Source organism: Pseudoclavibacter sp. RFBG4, assembly GCF_002931515.1.
Lineage (GTDB): Bacteria > Actinomycetota > Actinomycetes > Actinomycetales > Microbacteriaceae > Pseudoclavibacter.
The window spans coordinates 31,457-46,772 of record NZ_PSYC01000019.1 but is presented as its reverse complement, the minus strand read 5'-3'; the positions used below and the strand labels follow the sequence as shown (position 1 = coordinate 46,772).

The following is a 15,316-nucleotide window of genomic DNA, read 5'->3' as shown; positions in this document are numbered from 1 at the left end:
CCGGGACCCGGGCGAGGGCGTGCCGGCGCACGGTGCCCGCGCTGCTCTGCCGGGGCCCGGAGCCCGGGGCGGGCCTGCCGACGCACGAAGAGGCCCGCCCACCTTGCGGTGAGCGGGCCAGGTGCTTCGAGGGTCGCGGTTCGGCGAGGCGTTCAGTCGCCGCCGAGAGGGCTGCCGAGGAGTTCGCGGATGCGCCCGGCGACCTTGTGGAAGCGCGGGTCCTCGAGCGTCGGCTCGTATTCGCGTTCGCGCGGCAGGTCGACGTCGAACTCCTGGATGATCGTGCCGGGGCGCGGCCCCATGAGCACCACTCTGCTCGCCAGGTAGACGGCCTCGGGAACGGAGTGCGTCACGAGGAGCACGGTCAGGTCGGTCTGCGCCCAGAGGCGCTGGAGCTCGACGTTGAGGTGCTCCCTCGTGAGCGCATCCAGGGCCCCGAAGGGCTCGTCCATGAGGAGGACATCGGGGTCATGCAGGAGGGCCCGGCACAGCGAGACGCGCTGCTGCATGCCGCCGGACAGCTCGTGCGGGAGGGCTTTCGCGAAGTCGGTGAGGCTCGTGAGCTCGAGGAGCTCGTCGCACCGCTTCGACGCCGCCGCCTTGTCGAGGCCTCGCATCTCGGCCTGCAGCAGGATGTTGCCGCGCACGTCTCGCCACGGCAGCAGGGCCGGTCGCTGGAAGACGAACCCGACGTCCTGCCGCGGCGAGGTGACTCGGGAGCCGCGCAGCTCGATGGTTCCCTCGGTCGGCACGGTGAGGCCGGCGACCGCCCGCAGCAGGGTCGACTTCCCGCATCCCGACGGCCCCACGATGGAGACGAACTCCCCCTTGCGGACGTGCAGGTCGACGTCGCGCAGCGCCTGCACGCTGCGTCGCTTCGTCTCGAAGCGGATGCCGACGTCGTCGATGCCGAGCAGGTAGTCCTGGTGTCCGCCCGCCGAGGAGGGCGCCGTGCGCTCGTTGACCGTCATGCTCATTCTGCCGCTCCGCTCGGCTCGAAGCTCGCGTCGAAGTAGTCCTCGACGGGCTTCGCCTCCTCGATGAGACCGGCCGTGGAGAGCACCTCGATGGTCGCCTCCCAGTCTCCGGTCGTGTTGACGCCGGGGGCGTTGCCGTCGCTCTCGGGGGATGTGAGGAGCGGGATGGTGTTGTTCCACTGCTCGATGAGCACTTCGGCCGCGGGCATCTGCGGGTCCTTGCCATCCATGGCGGCGACGGCATCCTCGGGCGCCTCGGTGGCTGCCGCGTACGCCTCGGAGGTCGCGGCGACCATGTTCTCGACGAGGTCCGGGTTGCTCTCGATGAGATCGGTGTTGGCGATGAGGCCGTTGCTGAAGAAGTTCAGTCCGACGTCGGAGTACTTCAGGTAGGTGACGTCCTTGCCGCTCTGCGCGGCGATCGTCGGGCCCTGGTCGTGGGCGAAGCCGATGAGCCCGTCGACCTGCTCGTTGATCATCGCGGCCATCTTGCCGGCGGCGTCGAGGTTCTGCTGCGTGACATCCCCCTCTTCCAGGCCGGCGGCTTCCAGGTAGAGCGGGAACGTCGTCGTCGGCGCGTCTCCCGCGGAGGTCGCGATGGTCTTGCCCTTGAGGTCGGCGGGCGTCGAGATGCCGGAGTCGGTGAAGACCTGCACGGCGGAGGGCGTGGTCTGCAGGAAGACCCCGACGCTGCGGATGCTCACGCCTTTGTCGATGTTGGCGAGCACGGCCGGGGTGTCTGCCCAGCCGAAGTCCACCTGCCCTTGGCCGACAGCCTGGGCGGTCTTCGTCGACCCCTGGCCCGCCTGGATCGTGAGGTTGATGCCGTGCTCTTCGAAGATGCCCTGTTCGACCCCGTAGTAGAAGGGGGCGTGCTCACCGTACGGGTACCAGTTGAGCATGAGCGTCACGTCGGTGAGGCCGGCTTCGCCGTCGGCTCCGGCGGCTCCCGGTTCGGGGGATGCGTTGCCGGAGCACGCGGTGAGGAGGAGCGCGCTGGCGGCGACGGCGGTGACGAGCCCGTTGCGGATTGTCTTCTTTGACATGAGGGGCCTTTCCAGTTGTGGGTCGAGGCGGTGGGGGTCGAAATGGTGGGAGATGGCTGCTGTCAGCTCTCGAGGTTGCGACGCGACGCGTGCCAGGGCACGAGGAAGCGCTCGGCGACGAGGATGACGGCGAAGAGGAGGATGCCGAGGAGGGACATGATGATGAGGGCGGCGAACAGCATGGCGGTGTCGACGTTGCCGTTGGCCTGCAGGATGACGTAGCCGAGGCCGGCGTTCGCGCCGACGAACTCGCCGACGACGGCTCCAGTGACGGCGAGCGTCGCGGCGACCTTCATGCCGGAGAGCAGCTCCGGCAGCGCGGCGGGGAAGCGCACCTTCACGAACGTCTTCCACCGTGAGGCGCCCATGGTGCTCGTGAGCTCCAGGATCTCGGGGTCGATCGTGCGGAGACCGCTGATGCCGGCGATGACGATGGGGAAGAAGGCCATGAGCACGGCGACGAGGATCTTCGGTTCGGGACCGAAGCCCATCCACACGATGAAGAGCGGCGCGATGGCGATCTTCGGGATGACCTGCGCGAACAGGATCAGCGGGTAGAAGGTGCGCTCGAGGGTGCGGGAGTAGACCATGATCACGGCGACCGCGACGCCGAGGACCACGGAGAGGACGAAGCCGATGACGGTCTCGACGGTGGTCACCCACGTGTTGTCCCACAGGTACTGCGGGTTGTCGGTGAACGCCGCGAGGGTGTCGGCGGGCGATGGCAGGATGTAGGAGGCGACGGTTCCGGTCTCGGTCACGGCCCACCAGGCGGCGAACGCGACGATGAGGAAGATGGCCGGGTAGGTGTAGCCGGAGAGTCCCTTGGCGATGGAGCGTCGCTTCACGGGTGGGGGCGTTGCGTCAGTCGGCGAGCCGATGACTGGGGTGTTGGTGGTTGCGCTCGTCATGCGGAGCTCCTTACAGCGTTGTAAGAGGGGACTCGGTCGAACGCGGCACCCGGTTGAGCTCTCAGGGTGGGTAACCGCTTTCCCGATTGCTCCAACATAACGTGGAATGATCCGCGAGACAACCGTCAGTGATGCAGGGAGCGCTTTCCGATTCGCCGCACGGCCGAGCCCGGGCCGAGGGCAACTCCCCGCGACCGCTCCCAGGCGCCACCCGAGCTCGGTTCGTAGCCTCGAGCGCATGAGCGCTTACGACTACTTGATCATCGGCGGAGGAATGGTCGCGGATGCGGCCGCCCGCGGCATCCGCGAACGAGACGAGACGGGCACCATCGGCATCCTGAGCGCCGACGTCGACGAACCCTACGCGCGGCCCGCGCTCTCGAAGAAGCTCTGGGTCGACCCCGACTTCACGTGGGAGCAGACGCCGCTCGGCACGAGCGACGCGACGGGTGCCGAGATCACGCTCGGCACGCTCGTGACGGGCATCGACCGCGAGGCGAAGAGCGTCACGACCGACACCGGCGAGACCGTCAGCTACGGCAAGCTGCTCCTCGCGACGGGCTCGAAGCCCGTCGAGATCGACGTGCCCGAGAGCACGCGCATCCTCTTCTTCCGCTCGGCGAGCGACTACCGGCGCCTGCGCGAGCTCAGCGAGGGGAACGCCCACGCGGTCGTCGTCGGCGGCGGATACGTCGGCACGGAGATCGCGGCGGCCCTCGCGCAGAACCACGTGGAGGTCGACCTGGTCTTCCCCGACGAGGTGCTCGGCGCATCCACGTTCCCGCCGTCGCTCGCCGAACGATTCCAGGCGCTGTTCGTGGAGCACGGCGTGGGGCTCGTGCCAGGGCGCCGCGTCGAGCGCGTGCGCGCCGAGGTGCGAGCACCCTACGACGAGGCGACCGCGGAGGCCGCCGAAACCGCGGATGCCGCGGGGAACGCGGCTGGCGCCCCCTCCCCCGAGACCACCCCGGATGGCGTGACCGTCGTGTTCGACAACGGAGCGGAGACGGAGGCCGACTTCGTCGTGTTCGGCCTCGGAGCGAAGCCCGTCGTCGACCTGGCTGAGGACTCCGGCCTCGTGGTCGACGACGGAGGCGTGGTCGTCGACGAGCAGCTCCGCACCATCGACCCGGCCATCTGGGCGGCCGGCGACATCGCCGTCTACCCGGACCCGGTCCTCGGCCAGACGCGCGTCGAGCACGTCGACAACGCCACCGAGATGGGGGCGGCCGCGGGCCGTTCGATGGCGGGCGCCGACGAGCCGTACTCGCACACCCCGTACTTCTACTCGATGGTGTTCGGCACGCGGTGGGAAGCGGTCGGCACCCTCGACCCCGAACTCGACGTGCTGGACGCGCCGCTCCCCGAGTCCGGTGAGTCCGACCAGAGCCGCGTCACCTACTTCCGCGACGAGTCGGGGGCACCCGTCGGCGTGCTGCTCTGGGACGTCGGCGAGAGCGAAGCGCTCCGCGACGCGGCCCGAGCCGTGATCGACGACGGCGTGACGTCGACCGAGGAGCTGCGCACCCGCATCCGCTGACACCGTCCCGCCAGCGCCAGCCTGCCGGCAGACGCCGAAGGCCCGCCACCTGGGCGGGCCTTCGTGGTCTGCGGCAGCGCCGCGACGGCGGTGCTACTCGGTGCCGACTGCCGCGTCGGCGCCGTCGCGCATCTTCTGGATGTGCTCGTCGTGCTGGTTGCCGATCGCGGTGTCCGCGTGGTCTCCGGCCGTGTCGAACGCGTGGTCGGTGAACTGCTCACCCTGCTCGCTGTTCGCCGCCTGTGCTGCCTTGTCGCCGATGTTCTCGAATACCATTCGGTCTCCTTCACTTCGTCGGGTCGACGCGGTTGCGCCATGCGACGAGTCCAGCATCCGCACGTGGATGCGCGGTGTGCGGCAGCTTGGCGCGACTCAGGATCGCGGTTGCCCGGCTGGTACCGTGCTCATCCGTTCCGCGCGGAGGGCGTCGAGTTCGAGGCCCCGCTCGGTGCTCGGGAAGCGCGCGGCGGTCGAGCGCACCGACGCTGCGGCGAAGTTCGCGCCGAAGAGCTCGCTGCCCGGCTGCAGGGAGAAGCTGTCGTGCAGGGTGCCGACGAGCACGGGGTCGAAGCCGGCGGCATCCACGAGCAGCGAGGCACCGGCGATGTCCGCGGGGTCGTCGCCCGCGATGCCGATCCCTCGCCTGCCGACAGCGCCTGCGGGCTTCGGCCCCTCGTCGAGGTCGTGGTAGCCCATGTGGTTGAAGGCCTTGACGACTCGCGACTCGGAGAGCAGCTCCTGGACGAGCTCGCTTGTTGCCGTGAACGGGTCGTTGAGGTCGTCGCGCACGCCGTCGATCTCCCACCAGTAGTTCATGGCATCGATGACGAGCTTCCCGCGCAGCTCGTCGCGGGGAATCGCCTCGTGCCCATCGAGCGGCAGGGCCTTCCCGAGCGGCAGCGCGAGGATGACGACGTCGGCCTGCCGGGCCACCTCGGCGCTGGTGCCCGTGGTCGCGCCGGGCACGAGCACGTCGATGATGAGCTCGATCTTGCTCGGGGAGCCGGAACCCGCGATGAGCACCCGGTAGCCGCTCGCGATGAGGAGGCGAGCGAGTACCGTGCCGACCTTGCCGGCCCCCAGGATGCCGATCGTGGGCAGGCTCGCTGCCGATCGACCCGGGGTGGGCTGAGCGTCAGACATCGATGGACTCCTTCGCGAGCAGGGCGCGCACGCGGGGTGCGACCTCGGTGCCGAGCAGGGTGATGGTCTGCGAGCGTGCATCCGCCGGCAGGCCGATGACGTCGTATTTGAGGTCGAAGCGGCTGATGCGCAGCGCCTCGACCATGCGCACGATCTTCTTCGCGACGGTGTCTGGGGAGCCGACGAACAGGGCGCCCGTCTCGAGCTCTTGGAGGTAGCGGTCCTTCGTGGGCGGGTAGAAGCCGCGCTCCCTGCCCATCATCTCGACCATGGGCTTCCACGACTCCCACCAGGTCTCGGCCGCTTCCTCGTCGGTCTCGGCGACGAGGCCGAGCGCGTGCTGGCCGACGCGATTCGCTGGCATCCCGAACTTCTCGAGCGCGCGATGGTAGAGGTCGACGTGGCCGGCGAATCGCTCGGGCTGGCCGCCGATGATGGCGAGCATGAGCGGCAGACCGTAGCGCGCCGCCCGCACGACCGAGTCGGGGCTGCCGCCGACGCCGACCCACGTGGGGATGCCGCCCGGGCGCATCGTCGGGTGCAGGGTCTGGTCGACGAGCGGCGCGCGGACCGTGCCCGACCAGGTCACCGAGGAGTTGCGCTGCAGCTGCATGAAGAGGTCGAGCTTCTCCTCGAAGAGCTGCTCGTAGTCGGCGATGTCGTAGCCGAAGAGCGGGAACGACTGGGTCTGGGATGCGCGACCCACGACCATCTGCGCGCGCCCGTTCGAGAGCGCGTCGAGGGTCGAGAACTCGTTGTAGAGGCGCACGGGGTCGTTGGTGCTGAGGACGGTGACGGCGGAGCCGAGCCCGATGCGCTCCGTCGCCGTGGCGATGCCAGCGAGGATGACGGGGGTCGCGGAGTCGACGAAGCCCTCCCGGTAGTGCTCGCCGATGCTGAAGACGTCGAGGCCGACCCGCTCGGCGAGGCGCGCCTCGTCGACGAGCAGGCGCACCGTCTCGGCGTCGGACAGGGGACGGCCGTCGACGTTCGGCACGTCGCCGAACGAGTTGAGGCCGATCTCGAATCCGAACTGGGCTGCATCCACTGCGCTCATCTGCGTGCCGTTCTGCGTGCTCATGGGTCCTCCAGGTAGTTGACGTGTCAATCATGCATCCGAGTAGTTGATATGTCAACTACGTGGCATGATGGGGGCGACACGAACGATGGAGGACCCATGGGCACGCAGAAGCGAACGCAGATCAGCGCCGAGGAGCTGCACGTCTGGCGCGGGTTCATCGAGACCACGAGCGTGCTGAACTCGCGCCTCGCGAGCCGCATGCAGAGCGAGTCAGCGCTGTCGACGGGCGACTACGGCGTCCTGCTCGCACTGCGCGAGGCACCCGGCCGATCCGTGCGCTCGTCGGAGCTCGCGGCGACGATCGGCTGGGAGCGCAGTCGCCTCTCACATCAGCTCGGCCGCATGGAGAAGCGCGGCCTCCTGCGCCGCGACCCCTGCGCCGACGACACCCGGGGTTCGGTGGTGAGCCTCACCGAAGAGGGCGCCGCCGCGTTCCGGCGCGGCTCGGTGCCCCACCTCAAGGCCATCCAGGAACTCTTCCTCGACGCCCTGTCACCCGAGCAGCTGGCCCAGGTGGCGTCGATCACGGAGGCCCTGCGCGAGCACCTGGGGCTCGACGAGGCGGAGGGCGGCGCCGACCGTGCCTGAGGCTCTGCGCTCCGCGACGGTCGTCGTCATCGGCGCCGGCCAGGCGGGCCTCTCCGCCGGCTTCCACCTGTCGCGGCGCGGCTTCGCGAGCGCACTCGACGAGCCGGACGCCGAGCGCACCTTCGTGCTGCTGGATGCGAACCCCAAGCCGGGCGGCGCGTGGCAGCACCGCTGGGAGTCCCTGACGATGGCGACCGTGAACGGCATCTTCGACCTGCCCACGTTCGCGCGCACCCCTGGCAGCGAGGACGAGCCGAGTCGAGACGCGGTCCCCCGGTACTTCGCCGAGTTCGAGCGCGCGAAGCCCCTGCCCATCCTGCGCCCGGTCGAGGTGCTCGAGGTGTCGCGCGTCGATGACGACCCGCGGGGATCGCTCCTCGTCGCGACCGACGGCGCCGGCGAGTGGCGCGCCGACGCGATCATCAACGCGACCGGAACGTGGAACAATCCGCTGCTGCCGCGCATCCCTGGCCAGGACTCGTTTCGCGGCACGCAGCTGCACACGCGCGACTACGTGTCGGCGTCGGCCTTCGAAGGCCAGCGGGTAGCGGTCGTCGGCGGCGGCATCTCGGCGGTGCAGCAGCTCGAGGAGATCTCGCGCGGGGCGCAGACGTTCTGGTACACGCGACGCGAGCCGGTCTTCCTCGAGAACGGCTTCAACCCGGAGGTGGAGGGGCGCAGCACCATCGCGAAGGTGACGGCCGACGTCGAGGCGGGCGAGCCGTCGAGCAGCGTCGTCTCGTACACGGGCCTCGGCTGGTCGACCTACGCGGTAGCCGCCCGGGATCGGGGCGCACTCGAGCGGCGGCCCATGTTCACCGCCATCGAGCCGGACGGCGTGCGCGAGGCCGACGGGTCCTTCACGCCGGTCGACGCGATCCTGTGGGCGACTGGGTTCCGCGCCGACCTCGCGCACCTCGACGGGCTCGGGCTGCGCAACCCCCGCGGCGGCATCACGATGCGCGGCACGCAGGTCGCCGACGAGCCGCGCCTCCACCTCATCGGCTTCGGCCCCTCGCAGTCGACGGTCGGCGCGAACCGGGCGGGACGCGATGCGGTGCGGGCGATCGAGAAGCTGGGGCTGCACGAGCTCACGAGCGGTCGGTCCGCGCGACAGGCAGACTGAACCGCCGTCTTCTCCCTGCTGTTTCGACTGCAAACAGCGAATATCGACTCGGATTCGGCCCACCGGATACGCCACGTGATCATGTGCCGCGAATCCACGCAGAATACGGAGCAGCAATGACGCTCGCCGGGAGGGTCAGCTGTTCGAGGGGGAAACGTGACTTACACACTCACCGAGGGGGACGCCAAGCACTGGGACTGGCTCCCTGAAGCAGCTCGCGAGGTGGAGAACTATCTCAAATGGCTGATGGCCGAGGAATCCGTCCGCGTTCACGAGATATCGGCCAGAGCCAAGTCGATCGCCTCGTTGCTGTCGAAGATTCGTCTCAAGGAAACCCTGCAAGAAGGAAGAGTGCAGGGGGCAGATGCGGATGCGGTCCCGCCACTCTCGTCAGCGCCGCATGAATCGGCCCATTCCCCCCACCCGACGCACCTCGACGACGTCATAGCAGCGCGGGTGATCGTCTATTCGGAGCGAGACCGAGACCGGGCTATCGAGCTGGTCCGCGATCGCTTCTCGGTGCTGCCGAATGAAGACAAGAACCCTGGCCACGGTCGCCCCGTCGGGCTGATGGGCTACGAGAGCTGGCACTTCGTGGTGGACGGTGTGAAGAACCCTTCTGACCTGATCGGCGAGAAGAGCAACCTCAGCGTGTTCTTCACGAAGTTCCATGGCTTGGAAATCCAGATACGAACGGTCGCGGCTCACGCTTGGGCGGAGTTCGAGCACACCCACCGCTACAAGAGTTCGACGTATCGGAGCCTCAAGAAGGAGGGCCAGGAGCAGGTCGACGACATCCTCCGTGACGCCCACGCCTATCGAAAGCAGCTCGATCAGGCACTGAATGAGGCCATGCGGGTTCTCGACCAGGCGGCTCCGACTGAATCATTCGTGGACACTGCCGACCCGGCGAATTCAGCCGAGTCAACGCCACCAGACGAGGGGAACGCGGGGCCGACACTGTTGGAACTGAGTACCGCATCGCTCAGAGCATCACTCGCCCAGAGATATCCGACTGCAGCGGAGCCGAGTGAACGCGGCCTCGAATTCGGCGTGACGATTGTCCGCGCTCTCGGGATCACGAGCCTGTCGGCGCTCGAAGCGCATCTCGACGACGTGAAGAGCGAACGCGTCGCCGCCCTGCTCGACACCGAAGGCAAGGCCACGACGGTGCGGCGATTGGACGACGATCTGCTCGCACTGTTCGGAAGTGAGTACATCGAGGCAACCCGGAAGCTCGGCGAGTCCCCCTTCCGGGAACGCAGGCCCGGCCAACTCGCCTGGCGGTGGTCGCTGATCAAGCCGAAGGCCACCAAACGGAACATCTACGCCATTCAGGGGGCGGATGCACCGGAAAAGCTCCGGACTGAGTTGCGATCAGCGGCGGGAGCGGTCAGGGATCTCGTGCAGATCGTGGGGAACCGCCTCGGTGCCCAGGTCCTGGAGGATCGGAGACTCGCCGCGGTCGTGGGCGTCGATCGGGAATTGCCGAGCGCCGCCCGAGCACGACGCTTGGACGTCGGCGAGCATGCAGTCTGGGTGCATTCCAACTTCCGGATCGACTCCGCTGAGGAGGTCATGGGGATCCTCATCGATCTTTCAGGGCCCCTGGACCTGCAGGTCGTCCGGTCCGGAACCCCGCTGCTTCCTGTCTCTTCAGGACTGGAGCAGGAAGCGGAGGCCGCGCTGAGCTGACGCCCTGAACCGCAGAGGCCGGGCGGTCAGGCACTGATGCGCCCCCGCCCAGCCTCGGTGCGTACGGTCGCGGCATGACCACCCCACAGAACGCGTCCCCCGAATCCGACGACTCCACCGGCGGCGAGAACCTGCGCGACATCATCGAACAGGTCGAGAGCGAGCACGGACGCGAAGGTGCAGCCGCGATGGCCGACAAGCTCCGCGACCGCACCGAGGAGACGAAGCAGGAAGACGAGGACCCGGCAGAGGAGCAGAACTAGGCGCACGCGTGGCACGTACCACAGCCGCTAGCGTCGTGACATGACTCGCCCCAGCGCCACCCCAACCGTCCAGGTCAACGACGATCGCTTCCGCGTGACCGAGTGGCGGTTCGCACCCGGAGCGGAGACCGGCTGGCACACCCACGAGCTGCCCTACGTGGTGGTGCCGCAGACCACCGGCGCCCTGACGGTCGAGACGACGACGGCGGACCCGTTCGCCATGGAGTGCACGGCGGGTGTCAGCTACAGCCGAGAGCCCGGAGCCCACCACAACCTCGTCAACGACCGCGACGAACCGTTCACGTTCGTGGAAATCGAAGCAAAAGCCGGGCCATCCGCCTGAGTCGCGGTGCTAGGTTGCGGGCATGGCTCCCCGCTTCCTGACACCATCTGTCGTCGCGTGTGCGGCATTGACGCTGGTCGCGCTGACCGGATGTTCGCCGTCGGCGGCCCCCGAATCCGCCGCCCCGACCGTCACGGTCACGCAGACCGTTCCGGCGTCAGCACCGCCGGCCACTCCAATGGAGACGGCAACCCCCACGCCGGAGGTGCCGGCGTGCGCCGGACTCACGCAGGAAGAAGCCGTCTCGGCGTCGATCGGCTCCATCGCGCCGTTCCCGAACCTCGAGTCGCACGAGTGGGTCGCCGCCACGCCAGACGCGGCAACGTACGACGAGTGCGCGGAACTCTCCTACGTCGTGGTGACCCTGTCTGGCGGCACCGTCTCGACGCCGTGCCACATCATGCTCTTCAACCAGGGCCGCTACCTGGGCACCGCGACCGGGGACGCGTACGGCTTCCTGCCCAGCGCCGCCCGCCTGGACGACGCGAGCATCGAGGTGACCTACACATACACGCTGCCCGGTGAGGCGAACGCCGAATCGAGCGGGCGGGTCCAGGCGACCTTCACGTGGGATGAGGACACGCAGTCGGTGGTCATGGACGGCGACGTGCCGCCCACGGACTAGGCGTCGGGCTCGCCTGCAGGCTTGGCGCCGGGAGCTTTCAGCACCGCTTTCGCAGCCTGGACGCCCACGCGAGCCCCGTAGAGCACGAACCCGAGCAGCGCCCCGCATCCGCCGAGCATGACCACCGCGATCCCCCACTCCGGCATCGGGATGAGGACAACAAGGCCGGTCGCCAGCGCAAAGTAGCCGGCGATCATCGTGGGGCGCTTCGCTCGCATGTGCGCCGCGACCCACGCCACGTCGCTCGCCATCGTGCTCGGCGTGCGGATGCCGGCGAGCGAGTTCCGCTGCAGCTGACCGGAGGCTGCGGCGCTCGCCATCCAGACCACGAGGAGTCCGGATCCGATCATCACGAGCGAAAGTACGCTTCTGAGCACCAGGGAGTCGTCCATCCACCCCAGCCTAGCCGGACCGGTCCGGTTCGCTCGCCCCGCCTCCGCCTCCGCCTCCGCCTCCGCCTCCGCCGATAGGGCACTTTCACCCCACCCGAGCGCTGCACACAGTGCGAAAGTGACCTATACGCGAGGCTGTGGGACATGCCCGCCCACAATGGGGCACTTTCACCGCACCCGGGCGGTCCACACAGTGCGAAAGTGACCTAAACGCGAGGCTGTGGGACATGCCCGCCCACAATGGGGCACTTTCACCCCACCCGGGCGCTGCACACGGTGCGCAAGCGACCTAAACGCGAGGCTGTGGGACATGCCCGCCCACAATGGGGCAATTTCACCCCACCTGCGCGCCGCATACGGTGCGAAAGCGACCTAAACGCGAGGCTGTGGGACATGCCCGCCGCAGATGGGGCGATTTCACCCCACCCGGGCGGTCCACACGGTGCGAAAGTGACCTAAACGCGAGGCTGTGGGACATGCCCGCCCACAATGGGGCACTTTCACCCCACCCGGGCGCTGCATACGGTGCGAAAGTGACCTATCGGCGACGGCTGCCGACGCCAGCCGACGCCAGCCGAAGCGAGCGGGCGCCAGTCAGACGAGCTCGGGGCGGCGGATGCTCTCCGCCCCGCCGTCGATGAAGATGACCTGGCCGGTGACGTAGCCGTTGTCTTCGCTCGTGAGCCAGGCGAGGAGGTTGGACACCTGGCGGGGGTCGGCGGCCGGGCCTCCGTAGGGTGCCGGGGCGCCCGCATCCAGTGCCGCTCGGCCCTCTTCGGTCTCGAGGGCCGCGGCGGTCATCGGCGTGAGGATGACGCCTGGGGCGACGGCGTTGAGCGCGATGCCGGCCTTCGCCCACTCGGCGCTCGGCGCGTTCTTGCGCACCCAGCGCGCGATGGAGAGCTTCGAGGTCGTGTAGAGCACCGACGAGCCGGTCGCGTTGGCGGTTGCCCCGAGCGAGTCGGCGTAGGCGAGGGCGGCGGCCTCGTCGCCGGACTCGATGAGATCGAGCAGCTGCCCGTCGACCTCCTCGAGGGCGGCGAGGGACGCGACGACGGCGGCGCGGGGCGCGTCGGACTTCGCGAGCAGCGGCCGCAGCCCTTCCAGGGTCGCGACGGCCCCGAAGTGGTTCACGGCGACGGTGACGGGGGCCGGGATGACGAGGCCCGCGATGGCCAGCACGCCGTCGACGACACCACCGCTGAGCTCGTTCGCGCGGGTGACAAGCGCCTCCCGGCCCTCGGCGGTCGTGAGGTCGGCGTTGATGTCGGCGCCCTTGAGGTCGACGCCGATGACGGTGTGCCCGTCGGCGCGGAGCTTCTCGGCGGTGGCCTTGCCGATTCCGGAGGCGGAGCCGGTGACGACGTAGGTACGGGTCATGAGGTTGGGTCCTTGTCTTCGTTGATGAGCCAGGTCGGGAGGAGCGCGAGCAGCTGCTGCTGCACGCGCTCGATGGGTTCGGGGGCGTCGCTGAGCAGCCAGGCGGTGAGCACGGCCAGCGTGCCGCCGGCGACGTAGTCGGCCGCGACCTTCGGGTCGAGGCCCTCCGGCACGGTGAGCTGCATGGTGCCGAGGGCCTGGTCGGCGAACGCGGCGCGCACCGCCCGGTGGGCTTCCGTCGTCGTTCGACTGCCGAGCACCCCCGCGTAGAGGGAGCGCCGCTTCGCGAACTCGGCGACGAGCTGCGACGTGGTCGCCCTCGCCGTCTCGATGGGGGTCGCGGCGGCGCGGAGGCGCAGGTCGAGCGTCTCGATCTCGGCGAACACCTCGGTGAGGATGCGCACGGCAAGCGCGTCGAGGTCGCGGAACTGCGTGTAGAACGTCGAGCGGCTCACGCCGGCTTCGGCGACGATCGCGGGAACGGTGACCTCCTCGCCGCAAGCCGAGAGGCGCTCGACCGCGTCGATGATCGCGGCCTGCGTGCGGGCGGGACGCGGGTCGGGCGAGCGGGGCGTGGCGGTCGTTGGCACACCACGAGCCTAGCAAGTTTCGGACAGTTGTCTAGAAAATCGACTCGCGCGGTTGCGCACGAGGCGCGGGATCGGCGGGATCGGGCCGCCCGGTGCCCTAACGTGGTCGATGTTCCCTGATCGGCGAGTTCTCCTGGAGGCCACCTTCGATGCCTGAGCAGCTGCCCCCGTGCCCGGAATGCGCGAGCGACCTCGCCTACGAGATGGGTGCGCTGCTGGTCTGCCCGATGTGCGGGCACGAGTGGGCGCCGGGCGACGCTGATGCTGGCACTGACGGAGACGCGGCACCGGCGATCAAGGATGCGGTCGGGAACGTGCTCGCCGACGGCGACTCCGTCACGATCGCGAAAGACCTGAAGGTCAAGGGTGCGGGCGGCGGAACCGTGAAGGTCGGCACGAAGGTCAACGGCATCCGGCTCATCTCCGACGGAGTCGGCGACCACGACATCGACGCGAAGGTGCCCGGCTTCGGGCAGATGCAGCTGAAGTCGAGCGTCGTCAAGAAGGTCGTCTGATCGGCCGCAGCCAGGGTCAGTCGGCCCAGGTGCCCGTGTCGAGGAAGCGGTGCATCCGCTCGAGGTACGGCTCGAGGTCCCACCCCTGGGCCGCAACCCAGGCGTCGTCGTAGTAGGTGTTCGCGTAGCGCGCTCCCCCGTCGCAGATGAGCGTCACGACGCTGCCCTGCTCCCCCGCGGCGAGCATGCGGGCGATGATCTGGAACGCGCCGACGAGGTTCGTTCCCGTCGATCCGCCCGCCCAGTGCTGCGTCTTCTCCCGGAGCACGCGGATCGCCGCGACCGAGGCCGCATCCGGCACCTGGATCATGTCGTCGATGACCGTCTCGATGAACGACGGCTCCACGCGCGGGCGCCCGATGCCCTCGATCTTGGATCCCCGGCCGGTCGCGTGGGTGCGGTCGCCCGTCTTCCAGGCCTCGTAGAACGCGGACCCCTCCGGGTCGACGACCGCGAGGCGGGTGTCGTGCCCGCAGTACCTGGCGTAGCGACCGAAGGTGGCGGAGGTGCCGCCGGTTCCAGCGCTGACGACGATCCAGCTCGGGATGGGGAAGCGCTCGAGCGACATCTGCGAGTAGACGCTCTCGGCGATGTTGTTGTTCCCTCGCCAGTCGGTGGCGCGCTCGGCGTTCGTGAACTGGTCGAGGTAGTGCCCGTCGACGTCGGCGGCGAGGCGCTCCGCTTCCGAGTAGACCTGCAGTGGCTCGTCGACCAGGTGGCAGCGGCCGCCGTAGAACTCGATGAGCTCGATCTTCTCCGGACTCGTGGTTCGCGGCACGACGGTCACGAACGGCAGGCCGAGCATCCGGGCGAAGTACGACTCCGACACGGCCGTGGAGCCGCTCGACGCCTCGACGAGCGTCGTGCGCGGCCCCACCTGCCCGTTCACGATGGCGTACAGGATGAGGGAGCGGGCGAGGCGGTGCTTGAGCGAGCCCGTCGGGTGCACCGACTCGTCCTTCAGGTACAGGTCGATGCCCCACTCCCGCGGCAGCGGGAAGACGTGCAGGTGCGTGTCAGCGCTGCGGTTGGCGTCGGCTTCGAGCATCCGGATCGCGTTCTGCATCCATCGGCGGTCGGCTCCAGCTTCGTGTGACATCT

18 protein-coding genes are annotated in these 15,316 nt (G+C 68.9%); 8 read left to right on the top strand and 10 right to left on the bottom strand.

The genetic code is table 11. The annotated features are described in order from the left end of the window. Nucleotides 1-152 precede the first annotated feature (152 nt). The 3 genes from C5E10_RS04645 to C5E10_RS04635 all read right to left on the bottom strand — a co-directional run bounded on the left by C5E10_RS04645 (nt 153) and on the right by C5E10_RS04635 (nt 2,934). Entirely contained in the window at nt 153-971 is an 819-nt protein-coding gene (locus tag C5E10_RS04645; protein ID WP_219819616.1) for an ABC transporter ATP-binding protein, read from the bottom strand. Nucleotides 972-973: 2 nt separating this feature from the next. Then, nucleotides 974-2,023 (bottom strand): ABC transporter substrate-binding protein, encoded by a 1,050-nt coding sequence (locus C5E10_RS04640; RefSeq protein ID WP_104240555.1) that lies wholly within the window; start codon nt 2,021-2,023, stop codon nt 974-976. Nucleotides 2,024-2,085: 62 nt separating this feature from the next. Further along, nucleotides 2,086-2,934, bottom strand: a complete 849-nt coding sequence (locus C5E10_RS04635) for an ABC transporter permease (protein ID WP_104330650.1) — start codon at nt 2,932-2,934, stop codon at nt 2,086-2,088. A 238-nt stretch (nt 2,935-3,172) separates the two neighbouring features. Between C5E10_RS04635 and C5E10_RS04630 the strand changes: the two genes are divergently transcribed. Further along, on the top strand, nt 3,173-4,474 hold the full coding sequence (locus tag C5E10_RS04630; protein ID WP_104330649.1) for an NAD(P)/FAD-dependent oxidoreductase: 1,302 nt from the start codon (nt 3,173-3,175) through the stop codon (nt 4,472-4,474). Nucleotides 4,475-4,567: 93 nt separating this feature from the next. On the opposite strand, the gene C5E10_RS04625 is transcribed toward C5E10_RS04630, so the two are convergent. The 3 genes from C5E10_RS04625 to C5E10_RS04615 all read right to left on the bottom strand — a co-directional run bounded on the left by C5E10_RS04625 (nt 4,568) and on the right by C5E10_RS04615 (nt 6,698). Further along, nucleotides 4,568-4,750, bottom strand: coding sequence for an antitoxin (locus C5E10_RS04625; protein ID WP_104330648.1), 183 nt, complete (start codon nt 4,748-4,750; stop codon nt 4,568-4,570). Nucleotides 4,751-4,846: 96 nt separating this feature from the next. Continuing rightward, nucleotides 4,847-5,617, bottom strand: coding sequence for an NADPH-dependent F420 reductase (locus C5E10_RS04620; RefSeq protein WP_104330647.1), 771 nt, complete (start codon nt 5,615-5,617; stop codon nt 4,847-4,849). Beyond that, a complete protein-coding gene (locus tag C5E10_RS04615; RefSeq protein ID WP_104330646.1) occupies nt 5,610-6,698 on the bottom strand; it encodes an LLM class flavin-dependent oxidoreductase in 1,089 nt (362 codons plus the stop codon). Before C5E10_RS04615 ends, C5E10_RS04620 begins: the two co-directional genes overlap by 8 nt. A 96-nt stretch (nt 6,699-6,794) precedes the next feature. Here C5E10_RS04615 and C5E10_RS04610 point away from each other — a divergent pair, with 96 nt between their 5' ends. From C5E10_RS04610 to C5E10_RS04585, 6 genes are all read left to right on the top strand, one after another. Continuing rightward, complete coding sequence (locus tag C5E10_RS04610; RefSeq protein WP_104330645.1) at nt 6,795-7,286, top strand: MarR family winged helix-turn-helix transcriptional regulator; 492 nt, start codon at nt 6,795-6,797, stop codon at nt 7,284-7,286. Continuing rightward, the gene (locus C5E10_RS04605) at nt 7,279-8,412 is read left to right on the top strand and encodes an NAD(P)-binding domain-containing protein (protein ID WP_219820322.1); all 1,134 of its coding nucleotides are present in this window, start codon (nt 7,279-7,281) and stop codon (nt 8,410-8,412) included. The genes C5E10_RS04610 and C5E10_RS04605 overlap by 8 nt, the downstream gene beginning before the upstream one ends. A 156-nt stretch (nt 8,413-8,568) precedes the next feature. Next, nucleotides 8,569-10,107, top strand: coding sequence for a GTP pyrophosphokinase family protein (locus tag C5E10_RS04600; RefSeq protein WP_104330644.1), 1,539 nt, complete (start codon nt 8,569-8,571; stop codon nt 10,105-10,107). A gap of 74 nt (nt 10,108-10,181) precedes the next feature. Further along, nucleotides 10,182-10,370 (top strand): hypothetical protein, encoded by a 189-nt coding sequence (locus tag C5E10_RS04595; protein WP_104330643.1) that lies wholly within the window; start codon nt 10,182-10,184, stop codon nt 10,368-10,370. A 40-nt stretch (nt 10,371-10,410) separates the two neighbouring features. After that, nucleotides 10,411-10,713, top strand: a complete 303-nt coding sequence (locus tag C5E10_RS04590) for a cupin (protein ID WP_104330642.1) — start codon at nt 10,411-10,413, stop codon at nt 10,711-10,713. 22 nt (nt 10,714-10,735) lie between these two features. Beyond that, nucleotides 10,736-11,338 carry an LppP/LprE family lipoprotein gene (locus C5E10_RS04585; protein WP_104330641.1) on the top strand — a complete coding sequence of 201 codons (603 nt, stop codon included), beginning with the start codon at nt 10,736-10,738 and terminating at the stop codon, nt 11,336-11,338. Here C5E10_RS04585 and C5E10_RS04580 read toward each other — a convergent pair. The 3 genes from C5E10_RS04580 to C5E10_RS04570 form a co-directional block, all read right to left on the bottom strand. Further along, the gene (locus C5E10_RS04580) at nt 11,335-11,730 is read right to left on the bottom strand and encodes an SdpI family protein (RefSeq protein WP_104330640.1); all 396 of its coding nucleotides are present in this window, start codon (nt 11,728-11,730) and stop codon (nt 11,335-11,337) included. The genes C5E10_RS04585 and C5E10_RS04580 overlap by 4 nt on opposite strands. A 594-nt stretch (nt 11,731-12,324) precedes the next feature. Further along, a complete protein-coding gene (locus tag C5E10_RS04575; RefSeq protein WP_104330639.1) occupies nt 12,325-13,110 on the bottom strand; it encodes an SDR family oxidoreductase in 786 nt (261 codons plus the stop codon). Next, complete coding sequence (locus C5E10_RS04570; protein ID WP_104330638.1) at nt 13,107-13,700, bottom strand: TetR/AcrR family transcriptional regulator; 594 nt, start codon at nt 13,698-13,700, stop codon at nt 13,107-13,109. Before C5E10_RS04570 ends, C5E10_RS04575 begins: the two co-directional genes overlap by 4 nt. Nucleotides 13,701-13,849: 149 nt before the next feature. Here C5E10_RS04570 and C5E10_RS04565 point away from each other — a divergent pair, with 149 nt between their 5' ends. Further along, a complete protein-coding gene (locus C5E10_RS04565) occupies nt 13,850-14,215 on the top strand; it encodes a zinc ribbon domain-containing protein YjdM (RefSeq protein WP_104330637.1) in 366 nt (121 codons plus the stop codon). Between the two features lie 16 nt (nt 14,216-14,231). Here C5E10_RS04565 and C5E10_RS04560 read toward each other — a convergent pair whose 3' ends face one another. Then, entirely contained in the window at nt 14,232-15,314 is a 1,083-nt protein-coding gene (locus C5E10_RS04560) for a PLP-dependent cysteine synthase family protein (RefSeq protein WP_104330636.1), read from the bottom strand. Between the last annotated feature and the right edge of the window lie 2 nt (nt 15,315-15,316).